Annotated in this window: 22 protein-coding genes and 1 tRNA gene; 3 read left to right on the forward strand and 20 right to left on the reverse strand. The window is 67.2% G+C overall.

The window, feature by feature from the left end; genetic code table 11:
- Positions 1-25: 25 nt before the first annotated feature.
- Both ACFOOQ_RS18880 and ACFOOQ_RS18885 read right to left on the reverse strand, forming a co-directional pair.
- Positions 26-1,117: an ABC transporter ATP-binding protein gene (locus ACFOOQ_RS18880; RefSeq protein ID WP_379729194.1), complete on the reverse strand. Its 1,092-nt coding sequence runs from the start codon at positions 1,115-1,117 to the stop codon at positions 26-28.
- 327 nt (positions 1,118-1,444) lie between these two features.
- Positions 1,445-1,521: transfer RNA gene (locus ACFOOQ_RS18885), tRNA-His, on the reverse strand.
- Between the two features lie 163 nt (positions 1,522-1,684).
- On the opposite strand from ACFOOQ_RS18885, the gene ACFOOQ_RS18890 reads away from it, so the two are divergent.
- Entirely contained in the window at positions 1,685-2,179 is a 495-nt protein-coding gene (locus ACFOOQ_RS18890; protein WP_379729195.1) for a hypothetical protein, read from the forward strand.
- 1 nt (position 2,180) lies between these two features.
- Here ACFOOQ_RS18890 and ACFOOQ_RS18895 read toward each other — a convergent pair whose 3' ends face one another.
- From ACFOOQ_RS18895 to ACFOOQ_RS18975, 17 genes are all read right to left on the reverse strand, one after another.
- Positions 2,181-2,972 carry a hypothetical protein gene (locus tag ACFOOQ_RS18895; protein ID WP_379729196.1) on the reverse strand — a complete coding sequence of 264 codons (792 nt, stop codon included), beginning with the start codon at positions 2,970-2,972 and terminating at the stop codon, positions 2,181-2,183.
- Between the two features lie 9 nt (positions 2,973-2,981).
- Positions 2,982-4,706, reverse strand: a complete 1,725-nt coding sequence (locus ACFOOQ_RS18900; RefSeq protein WP_379729198.1) for a hydantoinase B/oxoprolinase family protein — start codon at positions 4,704-4,706, stop codon at positions 2,982-2,984.
- Positions 4,707-4,709: 3 nt separating this feature from the next.
- Positions 4,710-6,758 carry a hydantoinase/oxoprolinase family protein gene (locus tag ACFOOQ_RS18905; RefSeq protein ID WP_379729199.1) on the reverse strand — a complete coding sequence of 683 codons (2,049 nt, stop codon included), beginning with the start codon at positions 6,756-6,758 and terminating at the stop codon, positions 4,710-4,712.
- Between the two features lie 11 nt (positions 6,759-6,769).
- On the reverse strand, positions 6,770-7,483 hold the full coding sequence (locus ACFOOQ_RS18910) for an ABC transporter ATP-binding protein (protein WP_379729200.1): 714 nt from the start codon (positions 7,481-7,483) through the stop codon (positions 6,770-6,772).
- The gene (locus ACFOOQ_RS18915; protein ID WP_379729202.1) at positions 7,483-8,244 is read right to left on the reverse strand and encodes an ABC transporter ATP-binding protein; all 762 of its coding nucleotides are present in this window, start codon (positions 8,242-8,244) and stop codon (positions 7,483-7,485) included. Before ACFOOQ_RS18915 ends, ACFOOQ_RS18910 begins: the two co-directional genes overlap by 1 nt.
- The gene (locus tag ACFOOQ_RS18920) at positions 8,241-10,139 is read right to left on the reverse strand and encodes an ABC transporter permease (protein ID WP_379729204.1); all 1,899 of its coding nucleotides are present in this window, start codon (positions 10,137-10,139) and stop codon (positions 8,241-8,243) included. Before ACFOOQ_RS18920 ends, ACFOOQ_RS18915 begins: the two co-directional genes overlap by 4 nt.
- A 93-nt stretch (positions 10,140-10,232) precedes the next feature.
- Positions 10,233-11,441: an ABC transporter substrate-binding protein gene (locus ACFOOQ_RS18925; protein ID WP_379729205.1), complete on the reverse strand. Its 1,209-nt coding sequence runs from the start codon at positions 11,439-11,441 to the stop codon at positions 10,233-10,235.
- Between the two features lie 48 nt (positions 11,442-11,489).
- Positions 11,490-12,074, reverse strand: a complete 585-nt coding sequence (locus tag ACFOOQ_RS18930) for an amino acid synthesis family protein (RefSeq protein ID WP_379729206.1) — start codon at positions 12,072-12,074, stop codon at positions 11,490-11,492.
- On the reverse strand, positions 12,071-12,973 hold the full coding sequence (locus ACFOOQ_RS18935; RefSeq protein WP_379729207.1) for a UPF0280 family protein: 903 nt from the start codon (positions 12,971-12,973) through the stop codon (positions 12,071-12,073). The genes ACFOOQ_RS18930 and ACFOOQ_RS18935 overlap by 4 nt, the downstream gene beginning before the upstream one ends.
- Positions 12,970-14,250: a 6-hydroxynicotinate reductase gene (locus tag ACFOOQ_RS18940; protein ID WP_379729208.1), complete on the reverse strand. Its 1,281-nt coding sequence runs from the start codon at positions 14,248-14,250 to the stop codon at positions 12,970-12,972. Before ACFOOQ_RS18940 ends, ACFOOQ_RS18935 begins: the two co-directional genes overlap by 4 nt.
- Positions 14,251-14,259: 9 nt before the next feature.
- A complete protein-coding gene (locus ACFOOQ_RS18945) occupies positions 14,260-14,484 on the reverse strand; it encodes a hypothetical protein (protein WP_379729209.1) in 225 nt (74 codons plus the stop codon).
- A 13-nt stretch (positions 14,485-14,497) separates the two neighbouring features.
- Positions 14,498-17,224, reverse strand: a complete 2,727-nt coding sequence (locus ACFOOQ_RS18950) for a molybdopterin-dependent oxidoreductase (RefSeq protein ID WP_379729210.1) — start codon at positions 17,222-17,224, stop codon at positions 14,498-14,500.
- 4 nt (positions 17,225-17,228) lie between these two features.
- Complete coding sequence (locus ACFOOQ_RS18955) at positions 17,229-18,098, reverse strand: FAD binding domain-containing protein (RefSeq protein WP_379729211.1); 870 nt, start codon at positions 18,096-18,098, stop codon at positions 17,229-17,231.
- Between the two features lie 207 nt (positions 18,099-18,305).
- Positions 18,306-18,791: a MarR family winged helix-turn-helix transcriptional regulator gene (locus ACFOOQ_RS18960; RefSeq protein ID WP_379729212.1), complete on the reverse strand. Its 486-nt coding sequence runs from the start codon at positions 18,789-18,791 to the stop codon at positions 18,306-18,308.
- A 187-nt stretch (positions 18,792-18,978) separates the two neighbouring features.
- Positions 18,979-19,539, reverse strand: coding sequence for a histidine phosphatase family protein (locus ACFOOQ_RS18965; protein ID WP_379729213.1), 561 nt, complete (start codon positions 19,537-19,539; stop codon positions 18,979-18,981).
- A gap of 12 nt (positions 19,540-19,551) precedes the next feature.
- Entirely contained in the window at positions 19,552-20,379 is an 828-nt protein-coding gene (locus tag ACFOOQ_RS18970; RefSeq protein ID WP_379729214.1) for an MBL fold metallo-hydrolase, read from the reverse strand.
- Positions 20,380-20,412: 33 nt separating this feature from the next.
- Positions 20,413-21,582 (reverse strand): M20 aminoacylase family protein, encoded by a 1,170-nt coding sequence (locus ACFOOQ_RS18975; protein ID WP_379729215.1) that lies wholly within the window; start codon positions 21,580-21,582, stop codon positions 20,413-20,415.
- Positions 21,583-21,772: 190 nt separating this feature from the next.
- Between ACFOOQ_RS18975 and ACFOOQ_RS18980 the strand changes: the two genes are divergently transcribed.
- Together ACFOOQ_RS18980 and ACFOOQ_RS18985 are read left to right on the forward strand one after the other, a co-directional pair.
- Positions 21,773-23,362 carry a DEAD/DEAH box helicase gene (locus ACFOOQ_RS18980; RefSeq protein WP_379729216.1) on the forward strand — a complete coding sequence of 530 codons (1,590 nt, stop codon included), beginning with the start codon at positions 21,773-21,775 and terminating at the stop codon, positions 23,360-23,362.
- Positions 23,363-23,445: 83 nt separating this feature from the next.
- Positions 23,446-23,688 (forward strand): Lrp/AsnC ligand binding domain-containing protein, encoded by a 243-nt coding sequence (locus tag ACFOOQ_RS18985; protein ID WP_370155031.1) that lies wholly within the window; start codon positions 23,446-23,448, stop codon positions 23,686-23,688.
- 23 nt (positions 23,689-23,711) lie between these two features.
- Here the strand turns inward: ACFOOQ_RS18985 and ACFOOQ_RS18990 are convergent, their stop codons facing one another.
- Positions 23,712-24,167, reverse strand: a complete 456-nt coding sequence (locus tag ACFOOQ_RS18990) for a hypothetical protein (protein ID WP_379729217.1) — start codon at positions 24,165-24,167, stop codon at positions 23,712-23,714.
- Positions 24,168-24,329: the final 162 nt, after the last annotated feature.

Here is a 24,329-nt window from a genome sequence, read left to right on the forward strand (position 1 = left end):
TCGTTATGCGGTCACCGCCGCTTGCCTAGCCCTCGAGGACGTGAACTTCCTCGGGCGCCCATGAAACCGAAACCCGGTCGCCGACGGCGACCGGCGATGCGAAAAAGCTGCGTTCGTCGACCGTGACGGCGAATTCGCCGTCATCGATGGTGCAGTCGCCAAGCCCTTCGGCGCCGATGCCGACATGCACGATGCTGCCGAGATACTCGACCGCACGCACGGTGCCGGCGAAGCCCGCCTGCCCCGGCGCCGGCGGAGTCAGCCGCGCGCGGTCGGCGCGCACCGAAACCGGCTGGCGGGCGCCGTCGATCCGGGCCGGCAGCGGCACGGCGCCCGGCAGGTGGCCCGGCAAGCGGATGGTGCCGGCCGCCGCATCCACGGTGCAGTCGATGATGTTGTGGCCGCCGATGAAGCGGGCGACGAATGCCGTGCGCGGCTGGTTGAAGACTTCGCGGGCGGTGGCCGCCTGTTCGATCTTGCCGCGGTTCATCACCACCACCAGGTCGGCCAGTGCCATCGCCTCCTCCTGGCTGTGGGTGACATGGATGAAACTGATGCCGAGTTCCTTCTGCAGGCGCTTCAGCTCCTCGCGCATGCGGGCGCGCAGGAAGGGATCGAGCGCCGACAGCGGCTCGTCGAGCAACAGCACGCTCGGATTGGTGATCAGCGCGCGGGCCAGCGCGATGCGCTGCTGCTGGCCGCCCGACAGCTGGGCCGGCAGCCGCGCGGCGTAATCCTGCATATGCACCAGCCGCAGCATTTCGACGGCGCGCTGGCGCCGCTCGGCCTTGGCCACGCCCTTCATCTTCAGGCTGAAGGCGACATTGTCGGTGCAGTCGAGATGCGGGAACAGCGCGTAATTCTGGAACATCATCGCGGTGCCGCGGCGCGCCGGCGGCAGGTCGTTGATGACCTCGTTGCCGATCATGATGTCGCCGTCGGAAATATCCTCGTGGCCGGCGATCATGCGCAAGGTGGTGCTCTTGCCGCAGCCCGAAGGGCCGAGCAGGCAGCAATAGGTGCCGGCCGGAATCTTCAGGCTGATCGTATCGACGGCGACGGTGCCGCCGTATCGCTTCAGCACCGCTGCGAGTTCGATATCGCCCTTTTCGGCCATGGTCCCGTCCGCTGTCAGTCCGGTACCGGCCGTTCGGTACCGGCCGGTTCGATACCGGCCAGCGATGCAAGGCAGATGCCAGCGGCTAACCGCCAGCCTCGGACAGGCTTTTCGGGAAATCGTATGCAATTTCTGTATCCACCGGTTTCACCAATCCGGCGGGAAGGCCAAAAATTGAGCATGGCCGGCAGTGGCTGCCCGATAAAACAGCGCAGCAACGAAAGGTCCGTTCAGGGAGGATCACGGGTCAGGGAGGATCGCGGGCGCCAGGCCCCGGATATGAAAACGGCCGGCCAAGGAGGTGTCCTTGACCGGCCTTCGAAATGTTGGGGCGAGGAACGGGACTTGAACCCGCGACCCCCAGAGCCACAATCTGGTGCTCTAACCAACTGAGCTACCCCCGCCACAGGCAGCGTTTCTTTAACGGCCCGCCCGGTCAGGGTCAAGCTTTCCCTGCCGAATATGCCGCAACCCGGCGGGGCGCGCCGCTATTTTTGCGTGTATACGGAGTTTCACCGGTTTTTCAGCATCTTGCAGGGTTTTCCACAGTCGGTTAAACACAGAATCATGACGTCCTTCTGGCTCATTCTCGGCGCCCTGGTGATCGGCCTTCCCGGCGCGGCCTTTATCGTGCTGCAGATGATCAACCAGCACAAACGGCAGGTCATGGCCTATGAGTGGAGCGCCCAGGAAGTGGTGCGCCGCGGCCAGCGGCTCGACGAGATGGAAAAGCTGACCCGCGGCGCCCAGCACAAGATCGCCGAACTGACCCGGCAGAAAATCGAACTGGAAGCCCAGGTCGCCAAGCTGGAAAAGATGGCCGCCGAGCAGGTCGCCAAGGAAACCAACACCAAGACCTTCTCGATCGGCATCTACAACCAGGAAGTCCGCCGCGCCCACATGATGGGCGAGAAGCACCGCCAGCTCGACGACAAATGGGGCGAGATCAATTACGTCGAACTGCAGGCGACATCCGACGACGAAGTGCGCCGGGTGATCATGCGCAAGTTTCCGCCCGAGCGCGGCTTCGTCATCGAGTCCGTGCAGGAAGTGCGCAAGTAACTCAGCCTGCCGGCAGGCGGGCGGCGATCACGTCGATGTCGAGGCTGAGTTCCGGATCGATCTCGCCGCGCGGCGCCAGCGGCCAGGACCAGGCCTGCCCGGCCTCCGGCAGCGGCACATCCAGCACGGCGTTTTCCCGCAGCACCAGTTCGCCGGCCCGGTTGCGCCACAGCCGGGTGCGGTCGGTCACCAGCCCGGCCGGGCAGCCGAGCGCCGTCAGCCCTGCGAGATGCGCGCGCAGGACGGCACGGCCGAAGCCGTCGGCCGAGGTGCGGCTGACGCCCTGCTTCTGCAGCCACAGCGCCGGCTGCAGCGGCAGTTGCGACAGCAGGTTCAGCGACAGCACGCAATCGGGCGGCACCGGATCGAGGTCGCGCAGGGCCTCGGCCGAGGGAATCGGCAGCGGCAGACCCGGCCGCCATTCGGTCAGCGGCGCCACCATGCCGGTGACATCGGCGGCGCGCAGTTCGACATTGCCAAAGCGGCGCGCCTTGCGCCGGGCCATGCCAAGCAGCGCGATATCGAAGACGATGATCCGACGGAACAGCGGGCTCAGGTCGGCGAGCGGCAGGTCGGCGAGCGTGCCGCCGCCCAGCAGCCACAGCGTGTCGCGGCGCGGCGCGGTCGCGGCAACCGACAGGGCGAAGCTGCGGGTCTTCTCTTCATGCACCGCCCAGGCGGCGGCGCAACGCCGGCGCCGCGACCACAGGCTGACCGCGGCACGGGCATAGCCGAGCCGGCGCGCCGCGGGGGCCGCCTCGACGCCCGCCCAGACGACCAGCTCGGCGAACAAGCCGTAGCCCTACTCGGCCGCGTTTTTCGTCGCGGCGACGCCGAAGCGCTGCCTGATCTGGTCTGGCGTGTAATAGCCGCGTTCGATGTCGCGGGCGATCAATGCCGGATCGCGTCGCTTCGGGTCGCCGAAGCCGCCGCCGCCCGGCGTCGAGACCCGCACGCGGTCGCCGGCCCTGATCTCGATATCCTGGTCCTTGGACAGATGCGGCGGCACATAGGTATGCGTGCCGTCGGCCTGCATGGTCTCGATCGCCACCGTGTTGGTGCCGCCGTCCTCGCCGCCCAGCGCGCCCTGCGGCCCGGTGCGGCCATGGTCCATCACCATCGAGGCGCGCGCCTCGCCGCGGCGCAGGCGGATCGTATAGTTGACGCCGAAGCCGCCGCGATACTGGCCGGCGCCGCCCGAGCCCTCGTGCAGCGAGTATTCCTCGAACAGCACCGGGTAATACTGCTCCATCACCTCGATCGGCGTGGTCTTGGAGATGCCGATGGTCGAGCAGCCGTTGGTCAGGCCGTCGCCGGCATGCCAGCCGCCATACCCGCCGCCGGAAATCACATACATCACGTAACTGCGGTCGCGCTGGGGGTCGTAGCCGCCGAGCGCCAGGTTGCCCGAGGTGCCGGCCGGCGCGGCGAACAGCCGGTCCGGCATCGCCGGCACCAGCGCGTTGAACACGGCCTCCGCGATGCGCTGGCTGACTTCCGCCGCGCAGCCCGAGACCGGCCGCGGATATTTCGCATAGAGGAAGGTGCCATGCGGGTCGGTGATCTTCAGCGGCTCGAAGGTGCCGGCGTTGATCGGCACATCGGGAAAAATGTGCTTCACCGCGAGGTAGATCGACGAATAGGTGGTGGCGATCACGCTGTTCATCGGCCCACGGCAGGGCGGACTCGACCCCGTCATGTCGAAATGCAGCTCCTCGCCTGTCTTCGTCACCTTCATCCTGATCAGCAAAGGCTCGTCGACCACGCCGTCGGAATCGACCACCGCCGAGCCCTCGTAGACGCCGTCCGGGATGGTGGCGATGCGGGCGCGCATCTGCTGGCTGGCGCGCTGCTTCAGTTCCTCGATGGCCTGCTCGACCACATCGGCACCGTAGCGATCAAGCAGGGCGGTCAGCCGCTTCTCGCCGATGGCGAGCGCTGCCGCCTGCGCCTTGATGTCGCCGATGCGCTGGTCGGCGATGCGGATGTTGCTGAGGATGATCGACAGGATCTCCTCGTCGAGCACGCCTGCCTTGTACAGTTTCACCGGCGGCAGACGCAGGCCTTCCTGCTCGACCTCGGTGGCATTGGCCGAGAAGCCGCCGGGCACCATGCCGCCGATATCCGGCCAGTGGCCGGTATTGGACAGCCAGGAAAACAGCTTGCCCTTGTAGAAGAACGGCTTGACGAAGCGCACATCCATCAGGTGGGTGCCGCCGAGATAGGGATCGTTGACGATGTAGACATCGCCCGGCTGCGGCGCCAGCATCGGCACCTTCAGCGCCCGTTCGATCACGGCCTGGGTCGAGAACTGCATGGTGCCGACGAAAACCGGCAGGCCGAGTTCGCCCTGCGCGATCAGTTCGCCGGTCTGGCCGTGGTAGATGCCGTCGGAGCGGTCGAGCGCCTCCGAGATCACCGGCGAAAAGGCGGCGCGGCAGAAGGCGAGGTCCATCTCGTTGCAGACCTGCTGCAGGCCGTTCTGGATCACGACCAGCGTGACGGGATCGATCGGTGTCTTTGCCATGGTTCAGCCCTGCCCTGCGCTGACGGCAACGATCAGGTTGCCGAGTTTGTCGACATCGACCCGGTTGCCCGGTTCGATCACCACGGTGGTATCGAGCTGCTCCAGGATCGCCGGCCCCATGAAGCTGGCGCCGCGCGGCAGCCGTTCGCGGTCATAGACCGGCGTCTCCTGCCAGCCGCCGGCATCGTACCATACCTTGCGGCTGCCCTTCTGCGCCCCGGCAACGTCTTTCGCCGGCTCGGCCGCCAGCAGGCGGTCAAGCGACAGGTCGGGCCGGCGGCCGATCACCGCGGTGTGCAGGTTGACCAGCACGGCGCGGATTTCCGGCAGTTCCACCTCGAAGCGATGCCAGTAAGCGGCATCGAAGGCCTTCTGCAGCGCGTCGCGGCTGATCGCCGGGTCGGGCACCGCCACGGTCAGCAGATGGCTCTGGCCCTGGAACTGCATGTCGGCGGTATGCAGCACCTGCACCTCGTCGACGGCGACGCCGTCGCGGGCCAGCGTCGCCCTGCCCTCGGCGATCTGTGCGGCCAGCACCGCGGCGACCAGCCCGTCCGGCAGGTCGGACAGCGGCTTGTTCACCGTGCGCACGTAATCGTGGCGCAGGTCGGCGACCACGCAGCCGAGCGCATTGGTGATGCCCGGCCGCGCCGGGATCAGCAGCTTGGGGATGCCAAGCTCGCGGGCCAGCGCCGCGGCATGCAGCGGTCCGGCGCCGCCGAAGGCAAACAGTGCGAAGTCGCGCGGATCGTGACCGCGGCTGAGGCTGACCATGCGGATGGCGCCGGCCATCTTGTCGTTGGCAATGCGCAGGATCGCCGCCGCGGCTTCGTCGGTGGCCAGCCCGAGCGGCTGGCCGACATCGCGGGCGACGGCAGTCTTCACATCGTCCAGCGAGACCTTGCTGTCGACCGACAACAGGCCGTCCGGGTTCAGGCGGCCGAGCACCAGGTTGGCATCGGTGATGGTCGGCCGGGTGCCGCCGCGGCCGTAGCAGATCGGGCCGGGCCGGGCGCCGGCACTTTCCGGGCCGACCTGCAGCATGCCGGCCTCGTTGATATGGGCGATCGAGCCGCCGCCAGCACCGATGGTATGCACGTCCACCATCGGCACATGGATCGGCATGGCATATTCGAGTTCCAGTTCCGACGAGACCTGCGGCACGCCGTCCTGGATCAGGCCGACATCGGAAGACGTGCCGCCCATGTCGTAGGTGATCACGTTGGGCAGGCCGGCGGCGCGCGCGGTATAGGCCGCCGCCATCACGCCCGAGGCCGGCCCCGACATCACGGTATTCACCGCGGCTTCGGACACGATGCCGGCGGCAATCGTCCCGCCATTACCCTGCATGACCAGCAGGTCGCGGCGAAAGCCCTTGCTCTTCAGCTCGCCGTTCAGCCGCTCGATATACCGGTGCAGCACCGGCTGCACGGAGGCATTCACGCAGGCTGTCGTGCCGCGCTCGTATTCGCGGTATTCCGACAGCAGCTGGTGCCCGGCAGTGATGTAGTGGTTCGGCCAGACTTCGGCCGCGATCTCCAGCGCGCGTTTCTCGTGTGCCGGGTTGAGATAGCTGTGCAGGAAATGGATCACCAGGGCTTCGCAGCCGGCCGCCTTGAGCTGCTCGGCGGCAGCGCGCACGGCGGCCTCGTCGAGCGGCACGACCACGCCGCCATCGGCATCCATGCGCTCGGGGACTTCCAGGCGCCACTGCCGCGGCACCAGCGGCTCGAAGCTGCCGGTCAGGCCGTAAGGCTGCGGGCGGGTGCGGCGGCCGAGCTCCAGGCTGTCGCGGAAGCCTTTTGTCGTGATCAGGCCGATGCGGGCCACTTTCCGTTCGAGCAGGGCGTTGGTCGTCGTCGTCGTGCCATGCACGATGGTGTCGGTATCGGCCAGCGCGATGCCGCCTTTCTCCAGCGCGGCGAGCACGCCGAACGCCTGGTTGTCGAGTGTGGTCGGCACCTTGGCCAGCGCCACCTTGCCCAGCGCGGGTTCAATGCCGATCAGGTCGGTAAATGTGCCGCCGACATCGATTCCGACGATCCAGCCCATGAATGACGTCCTCACACCGAAAGATACTGTTCGCGCACTGCCGCATCGGCTTCCAGTTCGGCCATGGTGCCCTGGTAGCGGATGCGACCCTTCTCGATGATGTAGGCACGGTCGGCCACCATCTGCGAGAAATGCAGGTTCTGTTCAGACAGCAGCACCGTCAGGCCCTCGGCCTTGAGCTGCAGGATGGTGTTCGCCATCTGCTCGACGATCACCGGGGCCAGGCCTTCAGAGGGTTCGTCCAGCAGGATCAGGCGCGGATTGCCCATCAGCGTGCGGGCGATGGTCAGCATCTGCTGCTCGCCGCCCGACATGCGGCCGCCCGGCCGGTCCTTCATGCGGCCGAGATTGGGAAACAGCTCGAACAGGCGGTCCGGCGTCCAGGTCGGCGCGCCCTCGCGCGACGGCTGGCGGCCGACTTCCAGATTCTCCATCACCGTCAGGTCGGTGAAGATGCGCCGGTCTTCCGGCACGTAGCCGAGGCCGAGCCGCGCCACCCGGTAGGACGGCATACGGTCGATGCGCTTGTCTTCGAAGGTGACGGTGCCCTTGGCCGCCGGCACCAGGCCGATCACCGACTTCATGGTCGTCGACTTGCCGGCGCCGTTGCGGCCCAGCAGCACGACCACCTCGCCGCGCCCGGCCTCGAGCGCCAGGTCGGCCAGAATGTGAGCGCGGCCGTAATAGGTGTGCAGGCCCTCGACCCTGAGCAGATCGCCCGCCATCAGTGCTCTCCCGCAAAAACGGCGCCGCTGCCGAGATAAACCGCCTGTACTTCCGCGTTGGCGCGCACCTCGGCCGGGCTGCCTTCGGCGATCAGCCGGCCGCGGTTCAGCACGATGATGCGGTCGGCCTGGGCGAAGACGACGTCCATGTCATGCTCGGTGAACAGCACGGCGATGTCGTCCTGCCGGGCCAGTTTACCGGTCAGGTCCATCAGGGCGATACGCTCGCCCGGCGCCATGCCGGCAGTCGGCTCGTCCATCAGCAGCAGTTTCGGCTGGTTGGCCAGCGCAATGGCCAGCTCGACCCGCTTCAGGTCGCCATAGGCCAGCACGCCGCAGGCCCGCTCGCTCTGGTCGGCCATGCCGACGCGATCGAGCAAGGCCATCGCCTCGTCGCTGTAGTAATCGGCGGCCGGCTTCCAGAAGGCCATCAGGCGGCGGTGGAAGGACAGCAACGCCATCTGGATGTTTTCGCGCACCGTCATCGAATTGAAGGTCGCCGTGATCTGGAAGGTGCGGCCGACGCCCATGCGCCAGATTTCGCGCGGCGGCAGGCCGACGAGGCTGCGCCCCAGCAGCGTGACATGGCCGGCATCCGCCTTCAGCTGCCCGTTCAGCATGTTGAAACAGGTGCTCTTGCCGGCACCGTTCGGGCCGATCAGGGCCAGCAGCTCGCCGGCGGCCACGGTGAAATTCACGCCCTGCACGGCCTGAACGCCGCCGAAGGATTTCTGCAGGCCGGACACGCTGAGCACCGTCATGACGTGCCCTCCCGGCGCAGACCGACCCGGATCGCCATCTCCTTGAGGAAGCCGGCAATGCCCTGCGGGAAGGCGATCACGATGACGAGGATGGTGCAGCCGAGCACCGCGCGCCAGTATTCGGTGTTGCGCGCGATCATGTCCTGCAGCCAGGTGAAGGCCGCGGCGCCGACCACCGGGCCGGTCAGGGTCTGCACGCCGCCGAGCAGCACCATGACGAGGCCATCGACCGAGCGCGATACCGAAAGCTGTTCCGGCGAGATACTGCCCTTGGAGAAGGCGAAGATGCCGCCGGCCAGGCCGGCAAAGGCGCCGGCCAGCGCGAAGCCGTACCACTGGAAGCGGCGCACGTTGATGCCGATGGCGTCAGCCCGCAGCGTCGAATCGCGTCCGGCCCGCAGCACATAGCCGAAGGGTGCATGCACAATGCGCCACAGCACCAAGATCGCCCCGGTGCACAGCGCGGTGGCGAAGAAGTAATAGACCGTGCGGTCCTTCAGCCATTCGCTCGGCCACAGCCCGATCAGGCCGTTGGAGCCGCCGGTGAAGGCATCCCACTGGAAGATCACCGACCAGGCGATCTGGGCGAAGGCCAGCGTCAGCATGGCGAGATAGACGCCGCTGAGGCGGACACAGAACCAGCCGAACAGCAGCGCGCCGAGGCCGCCGACGACGGGTGCCGCCACCAGCGACAGGGTCATCGGCGCATGCAGCTTCAGCAGCACCAGCGCTGCACCGTAGGAGCCGAGCCCGAAATAGGCGGCATGGCCGAAGCTGACCATGCCGGATGGGCCCATCAGCACATGCAGGGTGACGGCGAAGAGCGCGAAGACCGCCATGTCGATCATCAGCACCAGCCAGTAGCTGTCGCCGAGCAGCGGCATCGCCGCCAGCACGGCAACGGCGGCCAGCACGGCCAGCCAGAACTTGCCGGTCAGCGGATGCATCAGCGGCTCGACGGTGCCGGCGCCGCGCTGGGCCGCCTGCGGCTTGCCGAGCAGGCCCCAGGGGCGTGCCACCAGCACGCCGGCCATGACCAGGAACTCGACCACCAGGGTCAGCTTGGAAAACGACAGGTCGAAGCCCAGCACGCTGACATCGCCGATGCCGATGCAGAAGGCCTTGATCTCGGCGATGACCAGCGCGGCGAGGAAGGCGCCGCCGATCGAGCCCATGCCACCGACCACGACGATGACGAAGGCATCCGAGATCACGGTGATGTCGAGCATCAGCTGGGCCGGCTCGCGCGGGATCTGTACCGCGCCGCCGAGGCCGGCGAGGAAGGCGCCGAGGAAAAAGACGCCGGTGAACAGGCCGGCCTGGTTGACGCCGAGCGCGCCGACCATCTCGCGATCCTGGGTAGCGGCGCGCACCAGGGTGCCCCAGCGCGTGCGGTTGAGCAGCAGCCACAGCAGGCCGAGCACCAGCGGGCCAATGGCGATCAGCACCAGATCATACTGCGGGAAGCGGTTCCCGAAGATCTCGACGGCGCCGCGCAGCGCCGGTGCGCGCGGCCCGAGCAGGTCTTCCGCACCCCAGATGTAGAGCGCGGCATCCTTGATCACCAGCACCAGCGCGAAGGTGGCCAGCAGCTGGAACAGCTCGGGTGCGCGATAGATGCGGCGCAGCACGACGACCTCGATGACGACGCCGATCAGGCCGACGATCACGGCCGCCAGCAGCACCCCGCCCCAGAAGCCGAGCACCGACGAGCGGCCGAACCACTCGATCAGGCTGTAGGCCACATAGATGCCCAGCATGTAGAGCGAGCCATGGGCGAAGTTCACGATCCGGCTGACGCCGAAGATGATCGACAGTCCTGCTGCGACCAGGAACAGCGACGAGGTGCCGGCGAGGCCGTTGAGGAACTGGATAACGATGTTGGCGAAGGACACGGCGGGCCCGGAAGGTTGGCTTCCCGCCGCGGCGCCGGTTTGGCGCGGCGCCGCGGCGGGACAGCCGGTTGCAGGACAGGTGGTTCGGCTGGCTTACTCGGCCGGCCGCATCTTGGCGACATCGGCATCCGACGGCAGGAACTTGGCGCCGTCAGCGTAATGCCAGTCGGTCATGATGCCCTTGCCGTCCTTCAGGCCGATGCGGCCGACATAGGCGCCCATGGTCGACTGGTGGTCCTGCGTGCGATAGGTCACCTTGCCGAGCGGGGTTTCCACCTGCAGGCCCTTCATCGCCGCCACCAGCTTTTCCATGTCGAGCGTGCCGGCCTTCTTGATCACTGCCGCCGCGCTCATCGCCGTCGAATAGCCGACGATGGAGCCGAGACGCGGATAGTCCTTGAACTTCTTCTCATAGGCATCGAAGAACTTCTTGTGCTCCGGCGTGGTGATCCCGTACCAGGGATAACCGGTGACATACCAGCCGACCGGGGCTTCGTCCTTCAGCGGGTCGAGGTATTCCGGCTCGCCGGCCAGCAGGTTGAACACCGCCTTGCCCTTGAACAGGCCGCGGGTCTCGCCCTCGCGGACGAACTTGGCGAGGTCGCCGCCGAACAGCGACGAGAAGATCGCGTCCGGCTTGGCCGCCGCAATCGCGTCGACCACGGCACCGGCCTCGATCTTGCCGAGCGGCGGCGCCTGCTCGACGACGAATTCGACGTCGGGCTGCTTTTCCTTCATCAGCTTCTTGAAGGCTTCAGTGGCGGCCTGGCCATATTCGTAGTTCGGGTAGACGATGGCCCAGCGCTTTTTCTTCAGCTTCAGCGCGTCGGGCACCAGCATGGCCGTCTGCATGTAGGTCGAGGCACGCAGGCGGAAGGTATACTTGTTGCCCTGGTCCCAGACGATCTTGTCGGTCAGCGGCTCGGCGGCGATGAACAGCGCCTTGTGTTCCTTGGCATAGCTCGCCACGGCCAGGCCGACGTTCGACGGGAAGGTGCCGATCAGGAAGGCAGTCTTCTCGCGGGTCATCAGCTCGTCGGCCAGGCGGACCGCCTCGCCGGTGTTGCCGGTATCGTCGCGGCTGACGATCTCGAACTTCTTGCCGAGCACGCCGCCCGTGGCGTTGATCTCGTCAACCGCCAGCTCCATGCCCTTCTTGTAGGGCTCGAGGAAGGCCGCGAAATTCTTGTAGGAATTCAGCTCACCCACCTTGATGGTGTCCTGCGCCTGGGCGCCCGACGCCAGTCCGAACATCGCCGCACCGAAAGCGGCACTCAACTTCAACCAGCTTCTGCGATCCATTACTCTGCCTCCTTGTTATCCGTGGTCCCCCATTGAACCGGTACGCGTTTACCGAAGTCCGTCCTCGCCCTTGATCTGGCCCACCTGCAGGCCGCCGACGCGGGCATGCACCCGGCCGCCGGTGCTCATGGCGAGAATGAAGGCGATCTCGTTGTCGCGCGGCCCGTCGGGCGCGCAGAATTCGATGGCGTCGAAATGGCTGCGCACATAGGCGGCATTGATGTGATGCAGCGGGATGTCGATACGGGCGCCGACGCCGGCCAGCTTGGTGGCCGAGGGGACGATGGCCTTGGCTTCGCCCAGCACCTCGCGCATCGAATAGCCGCCGGGCACATGCCACAGCGCGCCATGCTCCAGCTCGCCGTTGGCGCCGACGATGGCGCCCTTGCCATAGGCCTCGACCGCCTTGGGGTCGCCGCCGAGGCCTGCCACCAGACGCTTGGTCAGCTCCATGCCGAGCGGCTTCAGCGCCTCCATCATCGGCGTGATGTCGGTTTCATAATGGCCGGCGTAAGGATTGCGCACGATGGCGCCGATCACGCCGCGCTTCGGCGGCCTGGCCGATTTCGGACCACCGTCATGGAAGATTTCCTCGGTGATCATCACGATCCTGCGCACATCCACCAGACTCATGCCTGCCCCACTGCTGTCTTTGCTTCGGTTCCGATCAGGTCGTCGCCGCCGACGGTTTCGCTGGCGCCCTGCAGCGACAGAAACGCGGCCTGAATCAGGCCGCGCCGGCGCAGATCATGGGCGCGCGCGACACCGCGCGACAAGGCTTCCTGCACGGCAAAAAACGGCAGTACACCTACGGATACCGTCACCGGAAGTGCACCGAGATCGCTGTCATCGCGCAATGCGTGCGCCGGCTGCCGTTCAATCGCCGGATGATCCACATCGACGGCATTGGCGATCATCGTTGCCGCCGCGTCGGCCAGCGCCGCAGTCGCCGCCAGCACGGTGACCGCATCGGCGATGCCGAGCGAGAAGGACCGCCCGCGCCAGCCGGACGTGGCGATGCCGCGCGCAGGTTGAGCCGCATGCAGCACGGCGATGGCGTCGCCATGGGGATGCTCGGGGTTGCAGACCACACCGGCACGCAAGTGTTCGCCCGGCGCCAGATGCACGGCAATGTCGCCGCCGTTGTTGACATAGGCGCGGCTGAGCCGGGTATCGGCAAGCATCGCCTGCAGGATCTCGTCGGCGACACTGCCGGCCACGGCGGCCATCGGCGTGATGTAAACGTCGCGATAGGGCCAGCAGGCCGCCGCCATGCGCCGCGCGACCGGCCCGCGCAGCAGCGGATGCGCCGCGCCGAGCGGCCGGCGCAGTTCGGCCAGTTCGTCCGCCAGTACCGGCAGGATATCCTGGAAGCGGGCCCAGGCCTTGTCATAGGCGCGGGCGGTGTCGTCCCCGGCGCCATAGGCACCGATCACCAGATCAATGGGCCCGTGCTGCAGATGCAGCCGGCGGCCGCCATCGGCGGCGACGAGCCACGCAGCCCGAGGTCCGCTCACCCGGGGTCCGCTCATGCGCGCCCCCCGAAGCCCGGCAGGGCCGCCGGCCAGGGATTGTCGGCCGGCTGGCTCTGGCGGCTGAGCCGCCCGCCCTGCAGCACGTCATCGAGTTGCACGACGTAATCCATATGGCCGCCGAGCGCGGCATAGTCATCGCGCCGCATGGTGAACTCGATGGGCGCCACCAGCGCCGGGGTCGGCACATAGCCGAAGGAATTGTCCGGCATGCGCGCGACATCCACCATGTAGGTGATGCCGCCGCCCGGCCAGACGAAGACCGGGGCGCCGCCGGCGGTGACGCGGGTCAGCCGGTCCTTCACCGACAGGGTCAGGCGCACCGGGTTCTCGGTGACGCCGGCACGCAGGGAGCCGCCGGCGCCGGCCATGAACAGCACGGTGCACAGCGAGGGTTCGCAATTCTCGGCGATACGCTCGACCACCTTGGTGATCGGCGCCGGCATCGCGGCCGGCTGCGGCTTCAGGTTGTCGTCCAGCACATACCAGGCGCTGTGTTCGCCGGTGGTCGAGACCATCAGCAGCCGCATGCCCGGCCAGGCGGTCTTGGCATCGATGCTCTCGATGATTTCGAGCGGATCGGAGACATTGGTGCCGCCCCAGCCGAGGCCCGGCTCGGCGACCTGGAAATAGCGGCCCGGCGTCGACTTGCGGCCGCGCACGCGGATGCCGGCCAGCGGCATGTCGAGGAAGCGGCCCGCCTGATGCTCGCTCAGCACGCCGGTGATGTGGTCGTCGACCACGATCACCTCGTCGGCATGGCCGAGCCACTGCTTGGCGAAGATGCCGATGGTGGCCGAGCCGCAACCGACCCGCATGCGGGCTTCCGGCACGCCGTTGACGATCGGCGCCCGGTCGGCCTGGATCGTCACTGCGGCGCCGCCGTCGATCTGCACGGTCACCGGCTGCTTGTTGCACAGAGCCAGCAGCGCGTCGCAGGTGACGGTGCCTTCCTTCTTGCTGCCGCCGGTCAGGTGATGCACGCCGCCGAGCGACAGCATCTGCGAGCCGTATTCGGCAGTGGTGACATGGCCGATGGCCTCGCCGTTGACCCGCACCGGCGCCTGCTCGGGGCCGAGGTGGCGGTCGGTGTCGATCTTCACCTTGACGCCGCAGTAGCTGAAGATGCCCTCGGTCACCACGGTGACCATGTCGACACCGTCATACTGCGACGAGACGATGAAGGGCGCCGGCTTGTAGTCGGGATACGTCGTGCCGGCGCCGATGCCGGTAACGAAAGACGCCGGCTTGATGGCTTCCGGTGGCGGCGCGGCCACCGAGCCGTTCTAGCCCTCGCTGCCCGACAGGAAGGGGATGACGCTTTCGCCCTTGGCGGCAGCCTTTTCGGTGATGACCAGCGGATCGACCCGGGTCAGCACGCCCTCGACATTGGCATAGCGGTCGCAGGCGCCGGCCTTGCCGGGGCGGATGCGGCACAGCACCGGACAGGCATCGCAGCGGACGACGGCGTCCTTCGGCGACGGGGTCTGAGTGGCGACGGCTTCGCTCATGGCGCCCCTCCCCTTACTCTGCCGCCTGCGGCAGGGCCTGCAGCCCGGCGAACAGGCGGTGCGGCAGCACCGGCACCTCGGTTACCCGCACCCCGGTGGCGTGGCGGATGGCGCCGAGAATCGCCGGCGCGGTCGGCACCAGGCCCGGCTCGCCGACGCCCTTGGCACCGTAGGGCCCGAGCGGTTCGGCATCCTCGATCATGATCACGTCGATCTCCGGGATGTCGCCCACCGTCGGGATCAGATAATCGTGCAGGTTCTCGGTGCGGCCGGGCAGGAATTCCTCCATCAGCGCGAGGCCCAAACCTTGCGCGATGCCACCATGGATCTGGCCTTCCACCTGGACCGGATTGACCGCCTTGCCGACGTCATGGGCGGCGATGATCTTCTTCACCTTGATGGTGCCGAGTTCGGTATCGACCTCGACCAAGGCCATCTGGGCGGCGAAGCCGTAGGTGGCGTAAGGCACGCCCTGGCCGTTCTCGTCCAGCATGGTGGTCGGCGGATCGAAGCGGCCCTCGCCCAGTAGCACGTCGCCGTCGTCATTCAGCCGCGGCAGGGTGGCGAGCGCGATGCGCCGCACGGCCCCCTTGTCGTCGACGGTCAGCGTCGCGCCGTCGAATTTCAGCCTGGCATCCTCGCCGGCATTGGCCAGCCGCAGGATCTGGCCACGCAGGTCGCGCCCGGCCAGTTCGACCGCCTTGCCCGACACGAAGGTCTGCCGCGAGGCCGAGGTCTTGCCGGCGTCCAGCGTGCGGTCGGTATCGCCCATCACGTAATCGATGCGGTCCATGGCGACGCCAAGCGCATCGGCCAGGATCTGCACGAAAATGGTGTTCGAGCCCTGCCCGATGTCGACGGCGCCGTTGTAGAAGAACACCCGGCCGTCGCCGCGCAGGCCGACCCGCATGGTGGACGGATTCGAGATCGAGGTATTGCCGAGGCCGTACCACATGCAGCCGATGCCGATGCCGCGCCGCAGCGTCTTGCGCCGGGCGTTGAAGCTGGCGACCTCGGTATCGAGCTTCTGCCAGTGCGGCCTGAGCGCGGCGATGCAGTCGGCGAGGCCGGCGGAATGTTCCAGCTTCTGGCTGGTCGCGGTCAGGTCGCCGGCGCGGATCGCGTTGATGAAGCGGATTTCCAGCCGGTCGAGCCCGAGCCGGGCGGCCAGGTCATCCATCAGGGTTTCATGCGCGATGGCGGCCTGCGGCACGCCGAAGCCGCGGAAGGCACCGGACGGCGGCGCGTTGGTGAACAGCGCCACGCTGCGGTTCTTCACATGCGGCACCAGATAGGGCCCCGAGGCATGCACCGGCACGCGGTTGGCCACCGTCGGCCCCCAGCTGGCATAGGCGCCGGTATCGAATTCGGCATGGGTCTCGGCGGCGAGCAGCCGGCCGTCCTTCGCGGCGGCGAATTTCGCCGCGATGCGCGCCGGATGCCGCTTGGTGCTGGACGCCATGCTGTCCGGCCGCGTGTAGACGCAGGCGACCGGCTTGCCCAGCACCCAGGCCGCCACGGCCAGCATCGGCTGCACCGAGACATCGAGCTTGCCGCCGAAGCCGCCGCCGCAGGCGGTCGGCACGATGCGCACGCGGTCCGGCGGCAGTTGCATGACGCTCGCCACCTCGTCCCGGTCCATATAGGGCGCCTGGGTCGAGGCATGGATTTCGATGCGGTCGCCGACGCGCCGGGCCCAGCCGGCTTCCGGCTCGATATAGGCATGCTCGACGAAGCTGGTCTGGAACTGGCCCTCGACGATGGCGGCAGCGGCGGCAAAGCCCTCGGCCACATCGCCCTTGGTGACCGCGCCGCGGATCAGCACGTTGCCCGGCTTGCCGGCCTGCACCAGTTTCGCATCCGACGCGGCAGCGGCAACCACGCCGCGGACCGGGTCTTCCGGCACATAGGTGATCGGCAGGTCTTCCGGCCGCAGCGCCTCGACCGCATTGCGCGGGCCGACCACGGCCACCACCGCCTCGCCGCGATAGCGCACGATGCCGTCGGCCAGCACCGGCTGGTCCTTGTCCTCGAAAATGGCAAAGCCGTTGCGCGGCACATCGGCGGCGGTGAACACCCGCTCCAGGCCGTATTGCGCGATCACGGCGGAAAAATCGCCGAGCGTGAAGCTGGCGCGGGCATGCGGGCTGCGGATGATGCGCAGCCACAGGGCATCGGCCGGGATGTAGTCGGCGCCATATTTCTCGGTGCCGACCACCTTCTGCAGGCCGTCGACCTTGAGACTGCGCGCGCCGACCGCGGCGCCGTCGGCCGGCTGGGCCGGCAGTTTCGGATGATGTGCGGCGTCGAGCACCGCCTCGACGATCTTGCGATAACCGGTGCAGCGGCACAGCACGCCGCCGATGGCATCCATCACCTGCTGTTCGTCCGGCTTCGAAACCTCGGCCAGCAGGTCGGTCGCCGCCATCAACATGCCGGGCGTGCAGATGCCGCATTGCGCCGCGCCATGCTTGAGGAAAGACGTCTGCAGGCGCGACAGCGTGCCATGGGCCTGCAGGCCCTCGACGGTCACCACCGGCTTGCCCACGGCCTGCGCCACCGGGGTCAGGCAGGCGCAGACCTGCTTGCCGCCCAGCATCACCGTGCAGGCGCCGCAATCGCCGGCGTTGCAGCCGACCTTGGTGCCGGTCAGGCCGAGATCGTCGCGCAGCACGTCGCTGAGGCGCCGCTGCGGTTCGCCGTGATAGGTATGCTGCTGTCCGTTGACGATCAGACGCATGGCATCAGTTCCGCTTCTGCTTGGCGAGCGCAACGATCGCCCGCCGGACCAGGGTCAGCGCCGCAACGCGCCGGTAGGCGGCATCGGCGCGGATGTCGTCGATCGGTGCCAGCGCATCGAGATGCTCGGGCTTCACCCGGTTGGCCAGCCCGGCATTGAGCCGGCGGCCGGTCAGTTCCGATTCGAGCCACGACAGCCGCATCGCGGCAGCCGAACAGGCGCCGACCGCCAGCCCGGCGCCGGCAATCACGCCGTCCTCGACCTCCAGCACCAGGCCGGCCATGGCAATCGAGATCACCAGGTATTCACGGGCGCCGAGCTTGAGAAACACGCTGCAGGACGGCTTTTTCGGCTTCGGCACGATCAGGCCGGTGACCAGTTCGCCCGGCTGCAAAGCCGTGCGACGGTTGCCGGTGATGAACTCGGAGAGCTGCATCTCGCGGCGGCCGGCGGCATTGCGGATTTCGACCCGCGCGCGCATCGCCATCAGCATCGGCGCGCCATCGGCGGCCGGCGAGGCATTGCACAGGTTGCCGGCGATGGTGCCGGCATTCTGGATCTGGGCGCCGCCGACCACGCGGGCCGCCTGCTTCAGGCCGTCGAAATGCGGCGGCAGGTCGGCGGCGACGATCTCGCCCCAGGTGGTGGTGGCGCCGATGCGCCAGTGCTCGGCGGTTTCACTGATGCCCTTGAGATCGGGGATCGCGGTGATGTCGAGGATATCGTCATCCAGCGCGCGACCGACGCGCGCCGGGTAATAATCGGTGCCGCCGGCCAGGATCACCGGCCGGCGCGGTGCGCCGGCGGCGGTCGCCGCCTTCAGGCTGGCCAGAGCCTCATCGAGGCTGGTGGGACGCACATAACTGGACGCCATCGGTGTTTGGGGCCTCCCCGCCGGCATCTGCGTACGGCCCACCCCCTGCGGGCCGTATCGTTTGTACGCAAACGATGCTGCGGTTTTGCCCGCTCAGAGTCAACGTCAAAATATAGGCACCTGCTGCGCAGAAATGCGGCAGCGCAGCATCGCCGCCGGCAGCGCCCGACGGCGTGAAAACCCGCATCGATAAAGGGTTTCCTGCGTTCAGCCGAGCCGCTTGAGCAGTGCGACGATCTGGCGCTGCTCGTCCGGGCTGAGCGGATCGAGCGTCGCCTGCGTCACCTTCGGGCCGTTGGCGAGCAGGCGGCCGACCAGGTCGCGGCCGGTGGTGGTGAGGCTGAGGCAGCGGCGCCGCTTGTCGTTGCGGTCCGGGCGATGGGCGATCAGCTTGCGGTCGGTCAGCCGGCGGATCACGCCCTGGATGGTGGCGGGATCCATCGCGGTCAGGCGGCCGAGGTGATTCTGCGACAGCTCGCCCATCTCGTAGAGCTTCACCAGCGCCGCATATTGCGTGGTGGTCACCTGGGCATCGCCGATCATCGCCATGAACAGCGCCGTATGGCGCTGATGCGCGCGCCGGATCAGATGGCCGATCTGGTCTTCCAGCACATAGCCGGCCGGCAGGTCGGCCGAGGCCGGCGCCGCGGAAGCCGACGCCGGGGCCGTCTTGATCTCTGGTTTGGCATTCATCACAACGTCCCCGGTAGCAAACGGCAAAACCATGCAGGATGGGTTGCAGACAGATTAGCCGGTCTCGCCCGCCATGGCCAAGCTGTTCCCGCCGGGCGGCGCACCGCCTGATTTCCGGGACCCGGTCGCAAGGCCGGGCAGGTGGACAATGCATGCGCAGGAGCTGCCGGCGCCGGGGCGCCGGCGATCAGAGTACTGTCGTGGTGGCTTCGGCACCGCGCGACACCAGCGACAGGCCGCGGCTGGTCGTCTCGAACACGAAGTACGAGCAGTAATCCGGCTGCATGATCACCACGCGGTCGTCATTGGTGGCGGCGCCGAGCGCCGCGTTGATCACCATGAAATGGGTGAAGATCACCGTATCGCTGCGGGTCGATTTCAGCATACCGATCAGGCCCTCGCGCCAGGCACGGATCAGCGACGGCTGGGTGCCGAAGCGCTGGCCGGCGATCTCCTTCAGCCATGGCCCGCGTGCCTTGATGCCCTGCTGGGCGATCTCCGGCGGTGTCGGAATCTCGCTGAAGGCCGCACTCACCTCGGGCTGGATGCCCCAGCGGTTGGCCAGCGGCAGCGCGCTTTCCCGCGCGCGTTCCAGCGGCGAGGTCAGGATCGGACAGGGTCCGATCTTCTCCAGGTCGAGAGCCAGTTCGACGGCCGCCTCCTTGCCCTCTTCCGAGAGGCCGGGATCCGGGTCTTCGTCAAATCTTGCCGCCGCCTTCGCATGCCGCACGAGATACAGCCGCGCCATGCCTTCCCTCCCCTAAAGCAGATTGATCCGCATATTTTCCCGCGCCACCAGGGTTCCCGACCAGAGCTGGCGCGCTTCGGCTTCCAGCGCCTCCATGAACAGGTCCTCATGATCGGGGTCATGATGGAATATCGCAAGCGTCTTGACGTTGGCCATGCGGCAGAGCCGGACGCCCTCCTGCCAGGTCGAATGCCCCCAGCCGACATGCTTTTCATATTCGGCGTCGGTATAGGTGCTGTCATAAATGACCAGGTCGGCGCCCTCGATCAGGCCAAGGATGTTCTGGTCGGGCTTGCCCGGCACATGCTCGGTATCGGTCACGTAGCACAGCGACTTGCCGCCGAAATCCAGGCGGTAAGCCGTGGCGCCGTCGGGATGATTCAGCGGCGTGGTGCGCACCCGGATGCTGCCGTTGCCCAGGGAGAAGCTGTCGCCGGCACGGAAATCGACGCTCTCGATCCGCGCCCCCATTTTCTCCAGCGGCACCGGAAAGAACGGCTGCGCCATCTGCGACGCCAGGACATTACCGATGCCGCCCTTGTCGATCAGGTGGCCGGCATGGATCAGGAAATGCCGGTCTGGCTTGAAGGCCGGCGAGAAGAACGGAAAGCCGTTGATATGGTCCCAGTGGGTATGCGACAGCAGCAGCGAGCCCTGCCGCACGCCGCGCTTGAGCAGCCAGTGGCCGAGATTGCGGATGCCGGTGCCGGCATCGAAAATGATCGTCTCGCTGCCGGCCTTCACCTCGACGCAGGAGGTATTGCCGCCAAAGCCGATATGGCGCGCCGACGGCGTCGCGATGCTGCCGCGCACGCCCCAGAACTTCACCTTGAAGCTCATCGCCGCGCCTCCCCCGCGCAGCGCCGGCCGCCGTCAGCCGGCGGGCAGCGCCATCTCGGCCAGTCGCGCCCAGTAGCTGGCGCCGATCGGCAGGACATCGTCATTGAAGTCATACCGCGGATTATGGACCATGCAGCTGCCCTCGCCGGCGCCGTTGCCGACCCAGACGTAGGCGCCCGGCTTTTCGCGCAGCATCCAGGCGAAATCCTCGGCGCCCATGCTGGGGTTGAGGTTGCGCAGCACATTCTCGCTGCCCACCACCTGGGCAGCCGCGGCGGCGGCCAGCTCGCTCTCTTCCGCGGTGTTGATGGTCGGCGGATAGCGGCGCTGGTAATCGATCGTGGCGCTGGCGCCATGGGCGGCGGCGATGCCGGTGGCGATCTGCTTCAGCCGGCTCTCGATCATGTCCTGCACTTCGGGCAGGAAGGCGCGCGTGGTGCCGGCGATCATCGCCTCTTCGGGGATCACGTTGGTGGTATGGCCGGCCTCGACATGGCAGCAGCTGACCACCGCGCTGTGCATCGGATCGGTGTTGCGGGCGACGATCGACTGCAGCGCCAGGATGATCTCGGCGGCGATCACCACCGGGTCGACGCCGCGATGCGGATAGGCGCCATGGGCGCCGACGCCCTTCACCCGGATCCAGAACATGTCGGCCGAGGCCATCATCGGTCCGACGCGGACGCCGAACTTGCCGACATCGACGCCGGGCATGTTGTGCATGCCGAACACGGTCTCGCAGGGAAACTTCTCGAACAGGCCTTCGTCGACCATCACCTTGCCGCCGGCGAGATTCTCTTCCGCCGGCTGGAAGATGAAATGCACGGTGCCGTCAAAATTCTTGGTCTTGGCCAGATACTGCGCGGCACCGAGCAGCATGATGGTATGGCCGTCATGGCCGCAGCCATGCATCTTGCCCTGGTGCGTCGACTTGTGCGCGAACTCGTTCATCTCGATGAGGTCGAGCGCATCCATGTCGGCGCGCAGGCCGATCGCCCGGTTGCCCTTGCCGGCCTTCAGCGTGCCGACCACGCCGGTCTTGGCCAGGCCCCGGTGCACCGGCATGCCAAACGACTCCAGCGCCTTGGCGACGAAATCGGCGGTGCGATGCTCTTCGAAGGCGGTTTCGGGGTGCATGTGGAGATCGCGGCGCCATTCGGTCAGTTGCGCCTTGTTGGCCACGATCTCGTCAATCAGCTTCATGGGATGAACACTCCGGTTACGGAAAAATCGCGAAAAGTGACGATAACCGATTGATTTTGCTATTTCCAGCGGCTTCAACAGGCATTGACACCCCCTGACGCCTGTGGTCTTGTCCCGCCCTGCGGGCGCCGTGCATCTTGCGCTGGCTGTCCAGACAATGCGGAAATCCATGGAATTTACTGATTTAGGCTTGAGCGAGCCGGTTCTCAAGGCCGTCGCCGAAGCTGGCTACACAACCCCGACCCCGATCCAGGCGCAGGCCATCCCCATCGTCCTGATGGGGCGTGACGTGCTCGGCACGGCGCAGACGGGCACCGGCAAGACCGCGGGCTTTACCCTGCCCCTGATCGACATCCTGGCCGGCGGTCGCGCCCGCGCCCGCATGCCGCGCGCCCTCATCCTCGAGCCGACCCGCGAACTGGCCGACCAGGTCGCCCACAGCTTCGACAAATACGGCAAGAATTCCCCGCTCTCGATGGCCCTGCTAATCGGTGGCGTGAACTATACCGAGCAGGAAAAGCTGCTCGACCGCGGCGTCGACGTGCTGATCGCCACGCCGGGCCGCCTGATCGACCATTTCGAACGCGGCAAGATGATGCTGACCGGCGTGCAGATCTTCGTCATCGACGAGGCCGACCGCATGCTCGACATGGGCTTCATGCCCGATATCGAGCGGATCGGCAAAATGCTGCCGCCGCTGCGCCAGACGCTGTTCTTCTCGGCCACCATGGCGCCGGAAATGCGCCGGCTGGCCGACAAGTTCCTTAGCAACCCGAAGGAAATCGAGGTTGCCCGCCAGGCGACGACCGCCGAGTCGATCGCGCAGTTCGCCATCAACGTGCCGCACAAGCTGAAGCGCGAGGCCCTGCGTGCCCTGCTGCGCAGCGAGGAAGTCAAGAACGCGATCATCTTCTGCAACCGCAAGCGTGACGTCGACATCCTGGCCAAATCGCTGATCCGGCACGGCTTCGACGCCGCGGCCCTGCATGGCGACATGGATCAGTCGACCCGCACCGGGACGCTGGAGAAGTTCAAGCGCGGCGAGATCGGCATCCTGGTCGCCTCCGACGTCGCCGCCCGCGGCCTCGACGTCCAGGGCCTGACCCATGTGTTCAATTTCGACGTCCCGACCCATCCGGAAGATTACGTCCACCGCATCGGCCGCACCGGCCGTGCCGGCCTGAACGGCCGCGCCTTCACGCTCGTCTCCGGCGAGGACGGCAAATATCTGGCGCAGATCAAGAGCCTGATCGCCCGCGACATCCCGGTGATGGAGATGCAGGGCTTCGACGTCGGCGCCGAAGAGATGGCCGCCGCCGAGCCCGAGGACCAGGGCAGCCGGCGCGGTCGCCGCGGCGGCAAGGATCGCGGCGAGCGCAAGGATCGTGGCGGCGAGCGCGGTGAACGCGGCGGCCGCAAGCGCAGCGGCGCCAAGAGCGCCGATGCAGCAACCGAGGCCGCGCCGCGCCAGAGCCGGCCCGAGTCTGTGCGGTCCGAGCCAGTGCGGCCCGAGCCAGTGCGGCCCGAGCCCGTGCGAAGTGAGCCCGTGCGCAGCGAACCGGTCCGCAACGAGCCGGTCCGTGCCGAAGACGCCCAGAACGACCAGCCGCGCGAACGCGTGGCCCGCGAGCCCCGCCGCGACGAGCCGCGTCGTGACGACAGCCGCCGTGACGACAACCGCCGCCGCGACCGCGATGACCGCGAGCCGCCGGTGGTGGGCATGGGCGACCATGTCCCCGACTTCCTGCTGCGCCCGGTGCGCCGCGCCGCCAACTCCTGACGCCCTGCCCGGGCGGTCCGGCCGGTTGGACCGGGACGCGGACTTCGATTACAGTCCGCTCAGCACAGGATACGGAGCCGGCGATGCAGACGATTTTCGTGATGGTGAAATGCGACCTCGGCCGCGCCTATGACGTTGCCGTCAAGGCCGTCGAGGAAATCGAGCAGGTTTCCGAAGTCCATTCGATTTCCGGCCAGTACGACCTGATGATGAAATGCTACCTGCCCGACGGCCAGGATATCGGGCATTTCGTGGTCAACAAGCTGCAGACCATCACCGGCGTGAAGGACACCTTCACGCTGATCACCTTCAAGGCCTTCAACTGAGCTGAAAAACGCCCGGCGCCGCTTCAGCGGCGCTGCACCGGCGTGCGCGCAGCGCCTCCACCCGACAGGCCCGACGCCGACGACGACGGCGACACCGTCATGTCGACCTTGGAGCCGTACAGCGTGCTGCGGGTGATCAGGATCGAGGCGACGCGGTCGCCATCGCCCGACAGGAAGGTGAGCTGGCTGGTCTCGGCGCGCACCACGGCGACCTCTTTCCAGCCATGGTTGGCCATCTCGCCGCGGACGAAATCGAACATCGCATCGGCCGAGGAATTGATGCTGTAGGACAGCCGGCCGATCCAGCGGTCGCCCTCGCCGAGGATAATCGTGCGGTCTGCATCCAGCGAATAGCCCTCCGGCAGCGCGACGCCGGAAATCTGCGGCGGCGGACCGCCCTGCACCTTGTTATCGGAAGAGGTCTTGCCGCCACCGCCCAGGCTCATCGACTGGCAGCCCGCCAGGACGAGCGCCGTCATCAGCATCATCATCGGCAATATGGAAAATCGCGCCAAGCTCATTGCGCCGTCTATATCCCCCGCGAATCGACAAAGCATTGTTTACCATACTTAACCCGCCTGCGTCGCCTTTCGATTCTCCGATACCCGCACAGGTTCCGGCGCACCGATGCGGCCTTGCCC

The organism is Ferrovibrio xuzhouensis (genome assembly GCF_042648965.1).
In the GTDB taxonomy this organism is placed as follows: Bacteria; Pseudomonadota; Alphaproteobacteria; order Ferrovibrionales; family Ferrovibrionaceae; genus Ferrovibrio; species Ferrovibrio xuzhouensis.

Coding starts and splice junctions, on each gene's coding strand:
- ACFOOQ_RS18930 (WP_379729206.1), bottom strand. CDS start 12,074: ATGAGTCTGGTGGATGTGCGCAGGATCGTGATGATCACCGAGGAAATC.
- ACFOOQ_RS18975 (WP_379729215.1), bottom strand. CDS start 21,582: ATGAAGCTGATTGACGAGATCGTGGCCAACAAGGCGCAACTGACCGAA.
- ACFOOQ_RS18990 (WP_379729217.1), bottom strand. CDS start 24,167: ATGACGGCGCTCGTCCTGGCGGGCTGCCAGTCGATGAGCCTGGGCGGT.
- ACFOOQ_RS18890 (WP_379729195.1), top strand. CDS start 1,685: ATGACGTCCTTCTGGCTCATTCTCGGCGCCCTGGTGATCGGCCTTCCC.
- ACFOOQ_RS18925 (WP_379729205.1), bottom strand. CDS start 11,441: ATGGATCGCAGAAGCTGGTTGAAGTTGAGTGCCGCTTTCGGTGCGGCG.
- ACFOOQ_RS18960 (WP_379729212.1), bottom strand. CDS start 18,791: ATGAATGCCAAACCAGAGATCAAGACGGCCCCGGCGTCGGCTTCCGCG.
- ACFOOQ_RS18880 (WP_379729194.1), bottom strand. CDS start 1,117: ATGGCCGAAAAGGGCGATATCGAACTCGCAGCGGTGCTGAAGCGATAC.
- ACFOOQ_RS18935 (WP_379729207.1), bottom strand. CDS start 12,973: ATGAGCGGACCCCGGGTGAGCGGACCTCGGGCTGCGTGGCTCGTCGCC.
- ACFOOQ_RS18950 (WP_379729210.1), bottom strand. CDS start 17,224: ATGCGTCTGATCGTCAACGGACAGCAGCATACCTATCACGGCGAACCG.
- ACFOOQ_RS18910 (WP_379729200.1), bottom strand. CDS start 7,483: ATGGCGGGCGATCTGCTCAGGGTCGAGGGCCTGCACACCTATTACGGC.
- ACFOOQ_RS18905 (WP_379729199.1), bottom strand. CDS start 6,758: ATGGGCTGGATCGTCGGAATCGATGTCGGCGGCACATTTACCGACCTG.
- ACFOOQ_RS18900 (WP_379729198.1), bottom strand. CDS start 4,706: ATGGCAAAGACACCGATCGATCCCGTCACGCTGGTCGTGATCCAGAAC.
- ACFOOQ_RS18945 (WP_379729209.1), bottom strand. CDS start 14,484: ATGAGCGAAGCCGTCGCCACTCAGACCCCGTCGCCGAAGGACGCCGTC.
- ACFOOQ_RS18985 (WP_370155031.1), top strand. CDS start 23,446: ATGCAGACGATTTTCGTGATGGTGAAATGCGACCTCGGCCGCGCCTAT.
- ACFOOQ_RS18965 (WP_379729213.1), bottom strand. CDS start 19,539: ATGGCGCGGCTGTATCTCGTGCGGCATGCGAAGGCGGCGGCAAGATTT.
- ACFOOQ_RS18955 (WP_379729211.1), bottom strand. CDS start 18,098: ATGGCGTCCAGTTATGTGCGTCCCACCAGCCTCGATGAGGCTCTGGCC.
- ACFOOQ_RS18915 (WP_379729202.1), bottom strand. CDS start 8,244: ATGACGGTGCTCAGCGTGTCCGGCCTGCAGAAATCCTTCGGCGGCGTT.
- ACFOOQ_RS18970 (WP_379729214.1), bottom strand. CDS start 20,379: ATGAGCTTCAAGGTGAAGTTCTGGGGCGTGCGCGGCAGCATCGCGACG.